Origin of the sequence: Altererythrobacter sp. MTPC7 (assembly GCF_042851395.1) — a bacterium.
Lineage (GTDB): Bacteria > Pseudomonadota > Alphaproteobacteria > Sphingomonadales > Sphingomonadaceae > CAJXSN01.
In genome coordinates, this window is record NZ_BTGS01000006.1 from 129440 (window position 1) to 145070 (window position 15631).

Genomic DNA, 15631 nt, shown 5'->3' on the forward strand with positions numbered 1-15631 from the left:
TCACGCTGCGCGGCGATGACGGAACGGTTCGTAGAAACGCTCCAGCTCGCCGAGCACCTGGTCGGGATCGTCGATGAAGTTCACGTGATTACGGAACTCTGCCGAGCCGTGCATGCCCTTGGTATACCAACCGAGATGCTTGCGCGCGACCTTGGCCCCGACATCGCGGCCATAAAGGTCGAGCATCCTTTCGTAATGCTCGATCACGGTTTCGTACTGTTCGTCGAAATCGGGGCTCGCAAGCGTTTGCCCGGTCTTCCACCAGTGCATGACCTGGCCCAGCAGCCATGGCTTGCCATAGGCTCCGCGGCCGATCATCAGGCCATCTGCACCCGATTGCTCCAGCGCGTTCGCAGCGTCCTCGACCGTGCAGATATCGCCGTTGACGATGACCGGGATCGAGACCGCTTCCTTCACCTTGCGGACGAAGGACCAGTCGGCGCTGCCCTTGTACATCTGGTTGCGGGTGCGGCCGTGGACCGTGATCATCCTGACGCCCAGATCCTCCGCGATCTTCGCCAGTTCCGGCGCATTCAGGCTGGAATGGTCCCACCCCATCCGCATCTTGACGGTAACCGGGACATCGACCGCCTTAACCGTTGCTTCCATCAATCTGGTCGCCAGCGGGACCTCGCGCATCAGCGCACTGCCGGCCATCCCGTTCGTCACCTTGCGGACCGGGCAGCCGAAATTGATGTCGATGATGGCGGCGCCCTTGTCCTCGCTCAGCTTGGCAGCTTCACCCATGCTTTCGGGATCGCAGCCGACCAGCTGCATGGAAATCGGGTCCTCGGTAACGTCCCACTCGGCTTTCTGGATGCTCTGGCGGGTTTCGCGGATGGCCGCCTGGCTCGCCATCATCTCGGTTACGTTGAGACCCGATCCGTAGCGGCGCACCAGCATGCGAAACGGCATGTCGGTGACCCCGGTCATCGGGGCAAGGACGACGGGCGTATCGATCGTCACCCCGCCCACCTGAATGGGTTTGGGGGGATAGGGAGGCTGGGCAGGTGTCATGGTGGTAACAATGTTTGCCTAAATATTGGGCACGCGCCTAGTGGATTGCAGTCCGAACCGCAAGCGCGTAGCGCCGCCGCGAAGATGAGCGATCCATCCGCCCTCCCCCCGTTTTCGGTCGTCATTGTCGCAGCCGGCAAGGGCTTGCGGGCGGACCAGCCCGTGCCGAAGCAATTTGCATCATGGCGGGGCAAGCCGGTGCTGCGACATTCGGTCGAACGGTTTCTCTCGGCCGGCGCCTCCCGCATCGTCATCGCAATCCCTGACGGGGGCGATGACGTGGCGAGGCAGGCAGTTGACGAAGACGAACGCCTTTCTTTCGTCATCGGCGCGGAAACCCGGCAAGGATCGGTCGCCAATGCACTGCACGCCCTTCGCGGCGGGGACACGGACCATGTGCTGATCCATGACGCCGCCCGGCCGATCGTGCCGCTTGCCGTCATGGAGCGGCTGCTTGCAGCGCTGACGGAACATACGGGCGCAATCCCCGTCCTGCCGGTCGTCGACAGCCTGGCAGTAGAGAAAGACGGCGTCATGGATGGCAGCGCCGACCGCGAGGTCTTAAAGCGCGTCCAGACACCGCAGGCCTTCCGCTACGAAGCGATCCTTGCAGCGCATGACGCATGGAGGGGCGCACCGCTTGCAGGGGACGACGCGCAGGTCCTGCGTGCGCACGGTGGCAGTATTGCCCTTGTCCGCGGCAGCGAAGACCTGCGCAAACTTACATTCTCGGAGGATTTCATGACAGCTTTACCGCCTGTGCGGACGGGCATGGGTTACGATGTCCACCGCCTGGCCGATGGCGAGGAACTGTGGCTGTGCGGCATCCGGCTGGATCATCCTCGCGGCCTTGCGGGGCACAGCGATGCCGATGTCGGCCTGCATGCGATCACGGATGCGATTCTGGGCGCGGTGGCGAAGGGCGATATCGGGCAACATTTCCCGCCCGGCGACGAAGAATGGGCCGGTGCGTCCTCCGACCAGTTCCTGGCCCATGCCGTGAAGCTTGCCGCAGAGGCGGGCTACACGGTTGGAAATATCGACCTGACACTGATCTGCGAAGAGCCGAAGATCGGTCCGCACCGCAATGCCATGCAGACGCGGATCGCCGAGATCATAGGCAGCGAAGCGTCCGCCATCAGCGTCAAGGCAACCACGACCGAGCGGCTGGGCTTTACGGGACGCGGCGAAGGTATTGCCGCCCAGGCCGTTGCGACAATGGTCCTGCAGGCGTAGGGGCGCCCCATGTCCGAAATGCTCCTGCCTGACGATATCGCGCAACTCGCGGCAAAGGTCGTTGAAGCCAATACCGCTTCCGGTCGCAAGGTTGTGCTCGCCGAAAGCTGTACCGGCGGCCTCGTCTCCGGCGCGCTGACCGAAATACCCGGTTCGTCATCCGTGCTCGACCGCGGGTTCGTGACCTACTCAAACGAAGCAAAGATGGAGATGCTGGACGTACCCAGCGACATCATCGAAACCTTCGGTGCCGTGTCCATCGCATGCGTCTGGGCCATGGCGCAGGGGGCGCTCAAGCATTCAGGCGCAGATGTGGCCGTGGCCATCAGCGGCGTCGCCGGCCCCGGCGGAGGCACCGCGACCAAGCCGGTCGGAACGGTCGTTTTCGCCCGCGCCATCCGGGATAGCGAAGACGAGCCGGAAGGCGAGCTCAAGCGGTTCGGCGATGTGGGACGCGCGGAAATCCGCCGTCAGGCGACGCTTTGCGCACTGGAATTGCTGCTACCGTAAAGCGCGTCCGCCCGCGTTTCGAATGCGGTCACCATCTTGCGGAAAGCCCGGTCGAAATATTGCCCTGCCATCGCTTCGAAGACGCGGTTCTTGAACGTGAAATCGACGCAGAAGTGGATGCGGCAGCCCCCTCCCTCGCGCTCTTCGAATTGCCACGTATTGTCGAGATCGCGCAGCGGCCCGTCGACATAGTGAACTCTCAGATATTCCGGCCGTTTCTTCTCCACGCGTGACGTGAAGCTTTCGCGGATGGCCTTGAAGCCGACGACCATGTCGGCAATCATCTCTACCTCGCTGTCGGAACGAACCCGGGTCGCGACGACCCAGGGAAGGAATTCACGGTACCTGCCGACATCCGCCACCAAGTCGAACATCTGTTCGCGGCTATAAGGTAGCTCGCGGGTTTCTCGGATGCCAGGCATCAGGCCCCCGCCCCCGACCTCGCTCCCGACTTCGCCAGCTTTGCCTCCCGCGCCGCCTTCATCTGGGCGAAGTCGTCACCCGCATGATAGCTGGACCGCGTCAGTGGCGAGGATGCGACCTGCAGGAACCCCTTTGCCCGCGCAATGGCGCCGAAGGCATCGAAGGCCTTCGGGGTCACGAAATCCTCGACCTTGGCGTGTTTCGGCGTGGGCTGGAGGTACTGGCCCATCGTCATGAAATCGATGTCTGCACTGCGCATGTCGTCCATCACCTGATGCACTTCGAGCCGTTGCTCGCCGAGACCAAGCATGATGCCGGATTTCGTGAAGATCATCGGGTCGTGCGCCTTCACCTCTTCCAGCAGACGGATGGAGGCATAATAACGCGCCCCCGGCCTGATGGTCGGATACAGCCGTGGCACAGTTTCCAGATTGTGGTTGTAGACGTCGGGACCTGCCTCGCAGATCGCCTCGACCGCCGCGCGCATCTTGCCGCGAAAATCGGGTGTCAGGATCTCGATCGTCGTATCGGGCGTCTCGCGTCGCAGTGCCTTGATGACCTTCACGAACTGGTCGGCGCCGCCATCGGGCAGATCGTCGCGATCCACGCTCGTGATCACGATATGCTCCAGCCCCATCTTGCCCGCCGCAACGGCGACGTTCTCCGGCTCCATCTTGTCGACGATGCGCGGCATTCCGGTCTTCACGTTGCAGAAGGCACAGGCACGGGTGCACACATCGCCGAGGATCATCACGGTCGCGTGTTTCTTCTCCCAGCACTCCCCGATATTCGGGCAGGCGGCTTCTTCGCAGACCGTATTGAGACCGAGATCGCGCATCAGGGTGCGCGTTTCGTGATACCCCTTGCTGACAGGCGCCTTCACCCGGATCCAGTCCGGCTTGCGCTGGCGTGCGGGGCGTTCGCTGTCGGGCTTGGGGGTGCCGGAAAGATCGTTCATGCCCGCCCATCTAGGCGTCCCGCTTGCCAGTGACAATGGCGGCGGTATGAAGCGTCGCATGACCAAGGAAACCACGCCTCCGCTCGACTCGCTGATCTCCGGCTACCGCAATTTCCGTGAGACCGGCTGGGAACCCCATCGCAAGCGCTGGGCGCAGCTGCGCGAGGGACAATCGCCGGAAGTCATGGTCATCGCCTGCAGCGACAGCCGGGTCGATCCCGCGCAGATCTTCGATGTCGATCCGGGCCAGATTTTCGTCGTCCGCAACGTGGCCGCGCTGGTCCCTCCCTACGAAACCACGCCCGGACAGCACGGCGTGTCGGCAGCGCTGGAATTCGCGGTCCAGGTCCTGAAGGTGAAGGAGGTCGTCGTGATGGGCCACGGGATGTGCGGCGGCTGCGAAGCGGCCCTGACAAAGTCCATGGCCGATGCACGCCCGGGCGAAGGCGGTTTCGTCGCCCAGTGGATCTCCATGCTCGATGAAGCGGTGGTAAAGGTCTCCGGCGAATTCGGCTCCGAAGGCCGCGATGCCCTGCGCGCGATGGAGCACGAGGCGGTTCGCGTCAGCCTGCAGAACCTGCGCACCTTCCCTTGCGTGCAGGAGAAGGAAAGCGCCGGCACGCTGAAGCTGCGCGGTGCCTATTTTGCCATCTCGCATGGCGTTCTGAACCTGCTGGACGAAGATAGCGGAAAGTTCGCCTCCGTTACCTAGGGCGCGCTTGTAACCGCATCGCGCCAGTGCCAAGGCCGTATCCATGTCTGAAATGGATGCAAAGAACATCGCCCTCCTGATCGATGCCGACAACGTCAATCCGCGTGGCATCGACAGCGTTTTGACCGTCCTGGCGGAGCTGGGGCAGGTCAATATCCGGCGCGCCTATGGCAACTGGGCCAAGGACGCGCTGAAAAAATGGGGCGACATCACCAACCGGTACGGCATCCGTCCGCACCAGCAGTTCGACCTGACGCGCGGAAAGAACGCCACCGACATGGCCATGAGCATCGACGCGGTCGATCTGCTCTACCAGGGCAAGGTCGACGGGTTCGGCATCATGAGCAGCGACAGCGATTTCACCCCGCTCGTCACCCGGCTGAGGCAGGATGGTCTCCCCGTTTACTGCTTCGGTGACGGAAAGACCCCGATGGCGCTGAAAACCGCCTGCACCCGTTTCATCGATGTCGACAAGCTGATGCGCGGCGACCGCCCGGAACGCAGCCAGTCCGCGAGCCGGAAGAAGGGCGACACTCCGCCCGAGCCGCAAATCGCAGACAACGCCGTCGAGGAAGAGCTGATCGACCTGCTGGGCGAAGCTTGGAAAGCGTCGAACCGCGATGACGACGGATACGCCCGTTTGCAGGAAGTCGGCCAGATCGCGGGCAACCGTTCCAGTTTCGATGTGCGCAATTACGGGTTCAAGCAATTGTCCGAGATGTTCCGCTCGCTCGACCGTTTCGACATCAAGCGCGGGTCCAACGGCCAGCTTTACGTGCGCCGCCTTCGCTGAGCAGGCTCCGACTGGACAAAGAAAAACGGCGCGGATCTCTCGATCCGCGCCGTTTTCTTTCTCAGGTCAGTCCTGTCAGCTCGACGGCTGCTCTGCCGTCGTTGCCGGAGCCGCGGCCATGTCGCGCCCGGCATAGGCGTTCCACAGACGGGCGATGGCGCGGCGAGCACCCTCGACCTGCGCGAAGGTCGCACGGGCTTCCTCCGTCTTGCCCTGATCGAGCTGGGCGATGCCCAGGCGGGTCAGAACACGGGGGGTGTCCACGCCCGGCTTGTCGAGAGCCATGGTGTAGAATTCCTCGGCTTCGGCCGCACGGTCGTAGTTCAGATAGGCGTCACCCGTCGCCATCAGCAGCGCGCTGTCAGCACCGGCCTTGCGGGCATCTGCTGCCAGCTTCGGCAATTCGGCCCTGTCGGCGTCCACCCGGCCACGCGCATTGTTGCGTACTTCGACGACGTAGGGATTGCTTTCCGACAGATTTCCATCGGCCAGACCTTCCGCGATCACGGCATCGACTTCACCCGGCAGACGGCGCGCATCGGCGGCGTCCACATAGTCGAGATAGTCGCGCTCGCTACGCAGGACATTGGCACGGCGTGCCAAGCGAAGAAGGTCGAGCGTCTGCTGCGAATCGTACTGCAGCATGTTGCGCTGGATCGCGATCGCATCGCCCCACGCGCTTTCCGACGGGAACTGGTCGACATAGAGGAGGCTGTACTGCACCGCCTCCTCTGCATTGTTGGCTTCGTAGGCGGCCGACAGGCCGCGCTTGATCCACGCTTCGTCCACCGGCTGTCCGGCGGCGACGAGATCGTTGATCGTGCCGCGCAGATAGGTCAGCCCGTCCTGCGTGCGCCCTTCGTTGAGATACGTCTCGGCAATCAGGCCGGTCAGTTCGACCTCGCTGGCGCCCGCTTCCACCGCACGCTCGAGATAGGTGCGAGCGGTCGCATAGTCCTGCGCATTGTAGGACAGCTGGCCGGCCAGGGTGTTGAACTTGGCAACATTCTCGGCACTGGTCTTGCCGCTGCCGAGCATCTGCTTGACGCCTTCCAGCTGAAGGTTGTTATCTTCCGTCAGACGTCCGACATTGTAGTAGAGGCCGCCGGTCGCATACTTGTCGTCAGGCGTTTCCGATGCGGCAAGGACGCCGGGCAGCGCGGCCTTCGCCGCGTTGAGGTCGGGCGTCTCCGCCTTCAGCATCTCGTCGACAGGCTGATAGGCAGCGACGAAGCCCTTCGAATATTGCGGCTTCTCGGCCTTCTTCTGGGCATGGGCCGGCACTTCGAGAGCGGTCACGCCAAGGGCGGTTCCGCCCATCAATGCGACGGCGAGAGCGGCGCTGGCACCGAAACGGCCGGTGCTGCGACGACGTGCAAAAGGGGATGCGAACATTCTTATTTTCTCCCAAGAAACTCGGTAAACCTGTTTGAGGCCCGCGCGGGCTGCACATGTTTTAACGCTCGTGCAAGCCGGTGGTGCCGATTTGATTGCCAAAGCGTAGGATACGGGCGCTGAATGGCGATTGAATGATGCGGCGCACCATTCTGCGCCATTCGGCCCTGATATGTGGAAAACGCGGCCTGCGAACCCTATCTGGGGGGCCTGAAGCTTCCTCCGCGGGGTGATCTCCCCTAAACTCATTCCCATTGCCGAAACCGGCCCTGTTCCGGTTTGCACCGCCATGTAGCGAGACCCAGCCTTGAGCGACGATACAGACACCCTTTCCCCGCCCCAGTCCCCCGGCGATTTCGAGCGGATCGATATCGTCGACGAGATGAAGACGAGCTATCTCGATTACGCGATGAGCGTGATCGTCAGCCGTGCGCTGCCCGATGTGCGCGACGGCCTGAAACCCGTTCACCGCCGCATCCTCTACGCCAGCAAGCAGGGCAATTTCGTCGCCGGGCGGCCCTATGTGAAGAGCGCGAAGATCGTCGGCGACGTGATGGGCGACTATCACCCGCATGGCGACAGCGCGATCTACGATGCGCTCGCCCGTATGACGCAGGACTGGTCGCTGCGCGTGCCGCTAGTCGATGGCCAGGGCAATTTCGGGTCGATGGACCCGGACCCGCCCGCCTCCATGCGCTATACCGAGGCCAAGCTGGCCAAGGTTGCCAACACCCTGCTCGACGACCTCGACAAGGACACGGTCGATTTCGTCGACAATTACGACGGCCGTATTCAGGAACCGTCCGTCCTGCCCGCACGGTTCCCGAACCTGCTGGTCAACGGCGCCGGCGGCATCGCCGTCGGCATGGCGACCAATATTCCCCCGCACAATCTGGGTGAGGTCATCGACGGCTGCTTCGCCTATCTCGACAATCCGGGGATCTCGTCCGAAGAGCTGGTCGAGTTCATTCCCGGCCCCGATTTCCCGACCGCCCCGCTCATCCTCGGCCAGTCCGGCGCGCGTGCCGCGTACACGACCGGCCGCGGTTCGATCCTCATGCGGGCGCGCCACGAAATCGAGACACGCTCCGGCGACCGCCAGTCGATCGTCCTGACCTCGATTCCCTTCCAGGTCGGCAAATCGGGCCTGGTCGAGAAAATCGCCGAGGCGGCAAAGGACAAGCGGATCGAGGGCATCTCCGACATTCGCGACGAAAGCAGCCGCGAAGGCGTGCGCGTCGTCGTCGACCTGAAGCGCGATGCCTCGGCGGAAGTCGTGCTGAACCAGATCTGGCGCTACACCCCGGCGCAGTCGAGCTTCCCGGCCAACATGCTGGCCATTCGCGGCGGCCGCCCGGAAACGCTGTCGCTGCGCGACATCATCCAGGCCTTCATCTCGTTCCGCGAAGAGGTCATTACCCGCCGCACGAAGTTCGAACTGAACAAGGTGCGCGAGCGGGCGCACGTCTTGCTCGGCCTGGTCGTCGCCGTATCGAACCTCGACGAGGTCGTCGCGATCATCCGCGGTTCGTCGAACCCCCAGATCGCCCGCGAGAAACTGCGCACACGCGAATGGCCGATTGGCGAGATTGCCCAGTATATCCGTCTGGTCGAAGCGATCGAGCCGGACGCGGAACAGGAAGGCGGAACCTATCGCCTGTCCGAACGCCAGGTGAAGGCGATCCTCGACCTGCGACTTCACCGCCTGACAGCGCTCGGCCGCGACGAGATCGGCGACGAACTCAAGGAGCTGAGCGTCGCGATCGAGGAATACCTCGCCATTCTCGCAGACCGGGTGAAGCTCTACGGCGTGCTGCGCGACGAACTGTCGGAGATCCGCGAACTCTACGCCACGCCCCGGGTATCCGAAATCGCGCCCGCGTGGGACGGGATCGACGACGAGGACCTGATCGAGCGCGACGAGATGGTCGTGACCGTCACCCATGACGGTTACATAAAGCGCACGCCGCTTTCGACCTTCCGGGCCCAGAACCGGGGCGGCAAGGGCCGTGCCGGAATGGCGACGAAGGACGAGGACGCGGTGAGCGAGATGTTCGTCACCAGCACCCACAATCCCGTCCTGTTCTTCAGCACGATGGGCAAGGTCTACCGGATGAAGGTGTGGAAGCTGCCCGAAGGCGGACCCGCCACGCGCGGGAGGCCGATCATCAACATGCTGCCCTCCCTCGACGATGGCGAGACGATCCGCACCGTGCTCCCCCTGCCCGAGGACGAGGACATGTGGGGCGCGCTCAGCGTGGTCTTCGTCACCGCGAAGGGCAATGTCCGGCGCAACAGCATGGACGCCTTCACCAATATTCCCAGCAACGGCAAGTTCGCGATGAAGTTCGACGCCGACAGCGATGACGAACTGATCGGCGTGGCGCTGCTCGAGGCAGGCGACGACGTCCTTCTCGCCACCCGACTCGGCAAGGCGATCCGCTTTGCCGGGGAGGATGTCCGCGAGTTCACGTCGCGCACCTCTACCGGCGTTCGCGGCATGAAGTTCAAGGAAGACGGTGATGCGGTCGTCTCGCTCTCCATCCTTCACGAGGGAAGCGCCACGCCCGACCAGCGCGAGGCGTATCTGAAGGTTGCACCCTGGAAGGCCGACGAGGACGCCCCTGCCCTGTCCGATGATCATGCGAAGATGGCCGAGGAGGAACAATTCATCCTGACCGTCTGTGCCAATGGTTATGGCAAACTGTCGTCCGCTTACGAATATCGCAAGGCGGGCCGCGGCGGTATGGGCATCACCAATATCGACAATATCCCTCGCAATGGCGAAGTCGTCGCCAGCTTCACGGCGACGCAGAACGACCAGTTGATGCTGGTCACCGACCAGGCGAAGCTGATCCGTATCGGCCTCGACAGCTTGCGCGTCATCGGGCGTGCATCGTCCGGCGTCCGCCTGTTCGACGTTGCGAAGGGCGAGACGATCGTATCCGCCGTCCGGATCGACGAGGACGAATCTCCGGAAAACGAAGCGGAAGAAGCCATCGTGGAAGAGATGGTCGAGAAGCGCGGCGGCGGCGACGAAACCGCGCCGGAGACGACCATGGACCGCGACAGCAATGAAGGCGAAGCTCCGCCGGAATAGCTTGGCAGATGCATCACCGACCGGGTGTGGTCCGGGTCAGGCGGAGCCGCGCGCTCGCATGGTCTGGACCACGCCCGTCGCAATCAGGAACTGGCCGGCGAAATATACCGGCCAGATCAGCAGGTCGCCGATCTCCTCCCACCCGAGCGGTCCCATTCGGGCGAAGATCAGCAGGTCGGAAATGACGAAGAGGACCGCCCCCAGACCGACGCGGTAGCGGGGAAACGCACTCCACCATGCCGCCGCGGCCATGCCGCCCAGCGCCAGCCCGTAAAGCGTGACCGCCCAGTCCAGCATCAGGAAATAGGACACTGCAGGAGTAAGCAGCAGCAAGGCGGCGCCTGCCATCCTCTGGCTATTGGAGAGGGCCTGGCGAGGATGCCGCAGGTATAGTGCGATCGCAGTGACATGCGCGGCGAAGAACGCTGCCCCTCCGGCGCGAAAGTCCAGTTCGATGGCCATGTCGCCAAGGGCCGAAAGGGCCATGACCGTGCCGATCAGCACACCGTCCGTTCCGCTCAGCCGTCGCCAGCAATAGACCCCTAGAGCAGCAGCCCCCACCCCCTTCAGCAAAATCAGGTAAAGCCCGCCGATTTCATTATCCGACAGGAAATACCATGCGACCGCACCGGTCAGGGCGACCAGCAACCAGGGCCGTTCATGGGCAAGTGTGCGGGTGGAAACAGGTAGTCGGGCCATCAGGACAACCGCTAGGGCTTGCAGGGCATGCGGAGCAAGACCTAGATGCGGCCCGCGTAAGGACACGACCAATCATGACACACGATATCCATATCATCGGCGGCGGACTGGCCGGCAGCGAAGCGGCATGGCAACTCGCCCGGCGAGGCTTCAAGGTTCGCCTGTCGGAAATGCGCGGCAGCGGCGACACGACCGACGCGCACCAGACCGACGGCCTGGCGGAACTTGTGTGTTCAAATTCCTTCCGATCCGACGATGACGAGAAAAATGCCGTGGGGCTGCTGCATCACGAAATGCGGCGGCTCGATTCGCTCGTCATGCGGGCCGGCGAGAAGGCCAGGGTTCCAGCAGGCTCTGCCATGGCGGTGGACCGCGATGTCTTTTCCGAAGAGGTGGAGCGCACCCTGTCCGTGCATCCTAACATTACCGTTGTGCGCGAGCGAATCGATACTCTTCCGGCAGATGAACCGGTCATCGTGGCCACCGGTCCCCTGACTGCGGCCTCTCTTGCCCAGAGCATCGTGCGCGCGACCGGGGAAGAACGCCTCGCCTTCTTCGATGCCATCGCGCCGATCGTCCACCGTGACAGCATCGACATGGACGTTTGCTGGATCCAGTCGCGCTGGAACAAGCGCAACGAAGCTTCCAACGAAGACGGCGATTACATCAACTGTCCGATGACGAAGGACGAATACCTCGCTTTCCATCAGGGCCTGATCGATGGCGAGAAGACCGAGTTCAAGGAATGGGAGGAGAACACCCCCTATTTCGATGGCTGCATGCCGATCGAAGTCATGGCCTCACGCGGTGTCGACACGCTGCGCTATGGACCGATGAAGCCCGTCGGCCTCGACAATCCGCGCGATGTCACTCCCGAATTCCCGCAGGGCCGCTGGCCCTATGCGGTGGTGCAGCTGCGACAGGACAACAAGCTGGGCACTTTGTGGAACATGGTCGGCTTCCAGACGAAGCTGAAATACGGCGCGCAGGTCGAACTGTTCCGCACGATCCCGGGGCTACAAAACGCCGAATTCGCGCGGCTGGGCGGATTGCACCGCAACACCTTCCTGAATTCCCCCCTGGTGCTGGATCGCCAGTTGCGCCTGAAGGGCATGGAGAACGTCCGCTTTGCGGGGCAGATTACCGGCTGCGAGGGCTATGTCGAAAGCAGTGCAGTGGGCCTCGTGGCCGGAATGATGGCCGCTGCCGAACTGGCCGGGGACACATGGGTCGGACCGCCCCGCACCTCTGCCCTGGGCGCGCTCCTGTCGCACATTACCGGGGATGCCGAAGCGGAGACGTATCAGCCGATGAACGTCAATTTCGGCCTCTTCCCGCCACTGCACGACGTCAAGAAGAAGCAGCGCAAGGAGGCCTATACCACCCGCGCCAAGGCCGATATGCGGGACTGGATCGCGCAGCTCGATACCGTGCCCGCATAAGCGGGTCAGCACCGGCAGGCCGGTTTCTTCCTCGGTTTGGGCGCCGTCGTGGCGAATTCGGCCTGCGTCAGCTTGCGGTCGCCATCGGCATCGGCCCCGTCGAACTTCGTCGCGGTCGATACGGCCCATTCCTCGAAGGTCAGCAGGTTGTTGCCATCCCTGTCGAGTTTCCTGAAAGCGTTCGTCCTTGTGGACAGCATTTCGGCCCGCGTAATCGCGAGATCGCGGTTGCGGTCGTAGCGGAAAAACCGCCGCTGTTCGCGGCTCAACTGCGTAGCCTCCGGAGGGGTAGGACCGCGCATCTCGCCCGGATCGACTTCGGGCAGTTCGGGCTCGGCCGGCGTTTCGGTGGCTTCAGGAGCCGGTTCGGGAGGAGGTGCGGCTTCCTCCACCTGGGCCCTGCCCTGCCACCAGAACATCCCGACGCTGGCCAGCATCAAGGCCAGCACCGCGCCCAATATCATTCGATCCATCGCGTCCCCTATTCCCTGTCCTCACCGCCCGACTAGGCCATGCCGCATGGCAAGCGCAAGAGCCGGAAATCCATCGAAAATCGGGCGATCCTTGCGAAGAGCCCTTTGCCCGAGACCGGCGAGAACGGAAAAGGGCCGAAGCCGCCGGGGAAGACGGGACAATGTGCCGGACACCGGTGAACTGGCATCGGGTACTGGCACACCGCGTTCCTTCAGGTCCGCCAGGGCAAATAAGCGCGCGGCATCGTCGACCCTGCCCGCCAATTTGTCATCGATATCCGGCTGCAACGCCCGGGCGAGCGCCAGCCAGGCAGCAGAGCGTCCACCAACGAAGCCTTCGATGTCGCTTGCAGACAATGACTGTCCGGTCGCAAGCACCTCCCAGCCATCGACGAGCGCGCCCAGCCCGGCAGCTTCGCCACCCCAGTTCGCCAGTTCCTCGAGCAGCGGCTCTCCCTTCGGCCAGTTCTCCGGCTTGTCAGCGAACCTGTCGCGCCACCAGGCCAGTTTGAGCTGCGCGATGATCGGCTCGCTCGCTTCCCTCACCGCGCGGCCCAGACGTGCATCGAGCAGGAACAGCGCATGAAAGAAGCGCCTGTCCTGACCGGTCGCAGAGCTCGCTGCGAGCTTCATCGCCGGCGGAATTTCCTGAAGGTCCAGAGTATCCATCGTCGCCATTCGTTACCTCTCGCCGTGCCTGTCAACCGTTGTCGCCCGGTAATGCGCACGCGGCCCATATCCAGCGACTTCTCGCGAATTCCCAATCGATTCCAAATCTTAACCGGGTTGCGCTTAGGAATGCTGGCCTGGCTCCTTACCCCGGCTGGATTTTCAGCTTTTTACGGTACGCCTCCAATCTCCTAAGGAATTAACCTTGTCCGTAAGGGAAACGCTTACGTGGGCCACGTTACGGGCATCCTGTGATGAAACCGGCAGCCTTTTCCAAACCTCTCCTGTCCCGCCTCCTGCGAGACCGTTCAGGCAATACGCTCGCCATTGTGGCCGCAGCGACGGCCCCGCTTGTCGCGATGGTCGGCAGTGCGGTCGATATCGGCCGCGGCTATGTCGCACAGAGCCGTCTTCAGCAGGCCTGCGACGCCGGGACGCTGGCTGCCCGGAAGCGCCTGGGTTCGGACCTTCCACCCAGCGGTCATGTCCTCGGCCAGGTCAGAATGACAGGAAAGAGCTTTTTTGACCTGAATTTCCCTGAAGGGCGGTACGATACGACGGAGCTTTCCTTCGTCATGACGCTGGAAGAAGACTTCGCAATCACCGGCGCCGCCAGCGCCAACTTACCCACTGCCGTCATGGGGATTTTCGGCAAGAACAATATCCCGATTGCCGTCTCGTGCGGGTCGCGGATGAACTTCACCAATCTCGACATCATGATGGTGCTCGATACGACCGGGTCAATGCGGCACACGAATTCAGGGGATACGCAGTCGCGCATGGATTCCATGCGCAGCGTGATCACCGCGTTCGCCGGAAACCTCGAGGAAGCGAAAGCGCCCGATACGCGCATCCGTTTTGGGTTCGTCCCGTATGCGACCAACGTGAATGCTGGTCACCTTCTCGAAAACCAGTGGGTTGCGAACACCTGGCAGTATCAAAGCCGTAAACAGGACGGAAGCGAAACCACACCGGGCACGCGGACATATGATACGAACTGGGCTTACGTATCGGGCTCCAGAAGCGACTGGCAGGTCGAAAGTACCTATGACGCAACATACTACCCTGCTGTGCAAACCCCGCCAACCAGTGGCCAGGACGAGAGGAACGGTTCCTACACGCCCGAGCGCTGGGTCTGCGAGGGTAGCCAGCCTGCGAACTCCTTCACAAAAACGGACACCCTGCTGGGACAATCGAGCGAACCGTTTGCCGGTCCGCCTGCAGGAACGCGCGAGATCGACGAGATGCAGCGGTATGAAAACGGAACGCTGTATCGAACGACCCTGAACGGAGAGACCTGTACGGTCGAAAGCCAGAACTTCGACGAGTTCGTTCACTTCTTCGACCGCATCACGGACCCATCGGAAAATACCGAGAATTTCTTCCTCTATACCCAGCTGAACAGGAATGTTGCGGACTGGCGGACGACCACGCTTGGCTGCATGGAAGAACTCCCGACCTATCAGATCAGCGACTATGCCTCCGTCGACCTGACGCGTGCGCTCGACCTGGATATTGACCATGTTCCCGACGGCACCGCCGGGACCCAGTGGGGGCCGCGGCGGCCGGACCTCGTCTATGCGCGGTCCCTTACCGGTGGCGGTGGGGGATCCTTTACGCCCGACGACGTGCGCACCAGCAAGACTTTCTCTCGCACAGGTTACTGGTGGATGTCGGAATGTCCGGAACCTGCGCAGAATCTGGCCGAGATGACCAAGACCGAGATCGAGACCTACCTTGCGACACTGACGCCGAAGGGCGCCACCTATCACGACATCGGCATGATCTGGGGCGCCCGCCTGCTGAGCCCGGATGGCCTTTTCGCGGCAGAGAACGCGGACGAATCGAACAACAAGCCGACGACCCGCCACCTTATTTTCCTGACCGATGGCCAGACGGAACCTTATGATGTGGCTTACGGCCCCTATGGCGTCGAGCCGCTCGACAAGAGGCGGTGGGACCCTGACACATCCTCGATGTCGCTCGTCCAGACTGTGGAGGAACGGTTCAAGTTCGCCTGCCGGGAGATCAAGAAGAAGAACACGACCGTCTGGGTGATTGCATTCGGCACCTCCGTTAATGCGGCGATGACCGACTGTGCTGGTCCCGGCCATTATTTCGAGGCCGCCAACGCCGCTCAGCTCGACGAGGCCTTCGCGTCGATCGCGAGGTCCATGGGCGACCTGAGGGTCAGCAAATAATGG

The 15631-nt window shown here is 62.7% G+C and carries 14 protein-coding genes; 7 read left to right on the top strand and 7 right to left on the bottom strand.

Translation table 11 applies throughout. The annotated features are described in order from the left end of the window. Positions 1-1017, bottom strand: coding sequence for a tRNA dihydrouridine synthase DusB (gene dusB / locus ACGHJ7_RS07080; protein WP_390475829.1), 1017 nt, complete (start codon positions 1015-1017; stop codon positions 1-3). Positions 1018-1101: 84 nt separating this feature from the next. Between dusB and ACGHJ7_RS07085 the strand changes: the two genes are divergently transcribed. Beyond that, positions 1102-2253 (top strand): bifunctional 2-C-methyl-D-erythritol 4-phosphate cytidylyltransferase/2-C-methyl-D-erythritol 2,4-cyclodiphosphate synthase, encoded by a 1152-nt coding sequence (locus ACGHJ7_RS07085; protein WP_390475832.1) that lies wholly within the window; start codon positions 1102-1104, stop codon positions 2251-2253. Between the two features lie 9 nt (positions 2254-2262). After that, on the top strand, positions 2263-2763 hold the full coding sequence (locus tag ACGHJ7_RS07090) for a CinA family protein (protein ID WP_390475833.1): 501 nt from the start codon (positions 2263-2265) through the stop codon (positions 2761-2763). Here the strand turns inward: ACGHJ7_RS07090 and ACGHJ7_RS07095 are convergent. After that, positions 2724-3185: a type II toxin-antitoxin system RatA family toxin gene (locus tag ACGHJ7_RS07095; protein ID WP_390475835.1), complete on the bottom strand. Its 462-nt coding sequence runs from the start codon at positions 3183-3185 to the stop codon at positions 2724-2726. The two genes, ACGHJ7_RS07090 and ACGHJ7_RS07095, sit on opposite strands and share 40 nt — an antisense overlap. Then, positions 3185-4144 (bottom strand): lipoyl synthase, encoded by a 960-nt coding sequence (lipA, locus tag ACGHJ7_RS07100; protein ID WP_390475837.1) that lies wholly within the window; start codon positions 4142-4144, stop codon positions 3185-3187. Before lipA ends, ACGHJ7_RS07095 begins: the two co-directional genes overlap by 1 nt. 58 nt (positions 4145-4202) lie before the next feature. Between lipA and ACGHJ7_RS07105 the strand changes: the two genes are divergently transcribed. Both ACGHJ7_RS07105 and ACGHJ7_RS07110 read left to right on the top strand, forming a co-directional pair. Continuing rightward, positions 4203-4856 (top strand): carbonic anhydrase, encoded by a 654-nt coding sequence (locus ACGHJ7_RS07105; protein ID WP_390475977.1) that lies wholly within the window; start codon positions 4203-4205, stop codon positions 4854-4856. A 43-nt stretch (positions 4857-4899) separates the two neighbouring features. Next, the gene (locus ACGHJ7_RS07110) at positions 4900-5649 is read left to right on the top strand and encodes an NYN domain-containing protein (protein WP_390475838.1); all 750 of its coding nucleotides are present in this window, start codon (positions 4900-4902) and stop codon (positions 5647-5649) included. Between the two features lie 75 nt (positions 5650-5724). Here ACGHJ7_RS07110 and ACGHJ7_RS07115 read toward each other — a convergent pair whose 3' ends face one another. Beyond that, the gene (locus ACGHJ7_RS07115) at positions 5725-7044 is read right to left on the bottom strand and encodes a hypothetical protein (protein ID WP_390475840.1); all 1320 of its coding nucleotides are present in this window, start codon (positions 7042-7044) and stop codon (positions 5725-5727) included. A gap of 307 nt (positions 7045-7351) precedes the next feature. Between ACGHJ7_RS07115 and gyrA the strand changes: the two genes are divergently transcribed. Then, positions 7352-10144, top strand: coding sequence for a DNA gyrase subunit A (gene gyrA / locus ACGHJ7_RS07120; protein WP_390475842.1), 2793 nt, complete (start codon positions 7352-7354; stop codon positions 10142-10144). Positions 10145-10180: 36 nt separating this feature from the next. Here the strand turns inward: gyrA and ACGHJ7_RS07125 are convergent, their stop codons facing one another. Beyond that, positions 10181-10843 (bottom strand): lysoplasmalogenase family protein, encoded by a 663-nt coding sequence (locus tag ACGHJ7_RS07125; RefSeq protein ID WP_390475844.1) that lies wholly within the window; start codon positions 10841-10843, stop codon positions 10181-10183. A gap of 74 nt (positions 10844-10917) precedes the next feature. On the opposite strand from ACGHJ7_RS07125, the gene trmFO reads away from it, so the two are divergent. Beyond that, positions 10918-12285 (top strand): methylenetetrahydrofolate--tRNA-(uracil(54)-C(5))-methyltransferase (FADH(2)-oxidizing) TrmFO, encoded by a 1368-nt coding sequence (gene trmFO / locus ACGHJ7_RS07130; RefSeq protein WP_390475846.1) that lies wholly within the window; start codon positions 10918-10920, stop codon positions 12283-12285. Between the two features lie 5 nt (positions 12286-12290). Here the strand turns inward: trmFO and ACGHJ7_RS07135 are convergent, their stop codons facing one another. Together ACGHJ7_RS07135 and ACGHJ7_RS07140 are read right to left on the bottom strand one after the other, a co-directional pair. Beyond that, a complete protein-coding gene (locus ACGHJ7_RS07135; RefSeq protein ID WP_390475848.1) occupies positions 12291-12758 on the bottom strand; it encodes a hypothetical protein in 468 nt (155 codons plus the stop codon). 21 nt (positions 12759-12779) lie between these two features. Next, complete coding sequence (locus ACGHJ7_RS07140) at positions 12780-13427, bottom strand: hypothetical protein (protein ID WP_390475849.1); 648 nt, start codon at positions 13425-13427, stop codon at positions 12780-12782. 254 nt (positions 13428-13681) lie between these two features. Here ACGHJ7_RS07140 and ACGHJ7_RS07145 point away from each other — a divergent pair, with 254 nt between their 5' ends. Next, complete coding sequence (locus tag ACGHJ7_RS07145) at positions 13682-15628, top strand: pilus assembly protein TadG-related protein (protein ID WP_390475851.1); 1947 nt, start codon at positions 13682-13684, stop codon at positions 15626-15628. The last annotated feature ends 3 nt before the right edge of the window (positions 15629-15631 follow it).

What these genes read in the sequence shown, in the direction of transcription:
- ACGHJ7_RS07145 (WP_390475851.1), top strand. Translation starts at nt 13,682, where the DNA reads ATGAAACCGGCAGCCTTTTCCAAACCTCTCCTGTCCCGCCTCCTGCGA.
- ACGHJ7_RS07140 (WP_390475849.1), bottom strand. Translation starts at nt 13,427, where the DNA reads ATGGATACTCTGGACCTTCAGGAAATTCCGCCGGCGATGAAGCTCGCA.
- ACGHJ7_RS07105 (WP_390475977.1), top strand. Translation starts at nt 4,203, where the DNA reads ATGACCAAGGAAACCACGCCTCCGCTCGACTCGCTGATCTCCGGCTAC.
- trmFO (WP_390475846.1), top strand. Translation starts at nt 10,918, where the DNA reads ATGACACACGATATCCATATCATCGGCGGCGGACTGGCCGGCAGCGAA.
- dusB (WP_390475829.1), bottom strand. Translation starts at nt 1,017, where the DNA reads ATGACACCTGCCCAGCCTCCCTATCCCCCCAAACCCATTCAGGTGGGC.
- ACGHJ7_RS07095 (WP_390475835.1), bottom strand. Translation starts at nt 3,185, where the DNA reads ATGCCTGGCATCCGAGAAACCCGCGAGCTACCTTATAGCCGCGAACAG.
- ACGHJ7_RS07090 (WP_390475833.1), top strand. Translation starts at nt 2,263, where the DNA reads ATGTCCGAAATGCTCCTGCCTGACGATATCGCGCAACTCGCGGCAAAG.
- ACGHJ7_RS07085 (WP_390475832.1), top strand. Translation starts at nt 1,102, where the DNA reads ATGAGCGATCCATCCGCCCTCCCCCCGTTTTCGGTCGTCATTGTCGCA.
- ACGHJ7_RS07115 (WP_390475840.1), bottom strand. Translation starts at nt 7,044, where the DNA reads ATGTTCGCATCCCCTTTTGCACGTCGTCGCAGCACCGGCCGTTTCGGT.
- ACGHJ7_RS07125 (WP_390475844.1), bottom strand. Translation starts at nt 10,843, where the DNA reads ATGGCCCGACTACCTGTTTCCACCCGCACACTTGCCCATGAACGGCCC.
- ACGHJ7_RS07110 (WP_390475838.1), top strand. Translation starts at nt 4,900, where the DNA reads ATGTCTGAAATGGATGCAAAGAACATCGCCCTCCTGATCGATGCCGAC.
- ACGHJ7_RS07135 (WP_390475848.1), bottom strand. Translation starts at nt 12,758, where the DNA reads ATGGATCGAATGATATTGGGCGCGGTGCTGGCCTTGATGCTGGCCAGC.
- lipA (WP_390475837.1), bottom strand. Translation starts at nt 4,144, where the DNA reads ATGAACGATCTTTCCGGCACCCCCAAGCCCGACAGCGAACGCCCCGCA.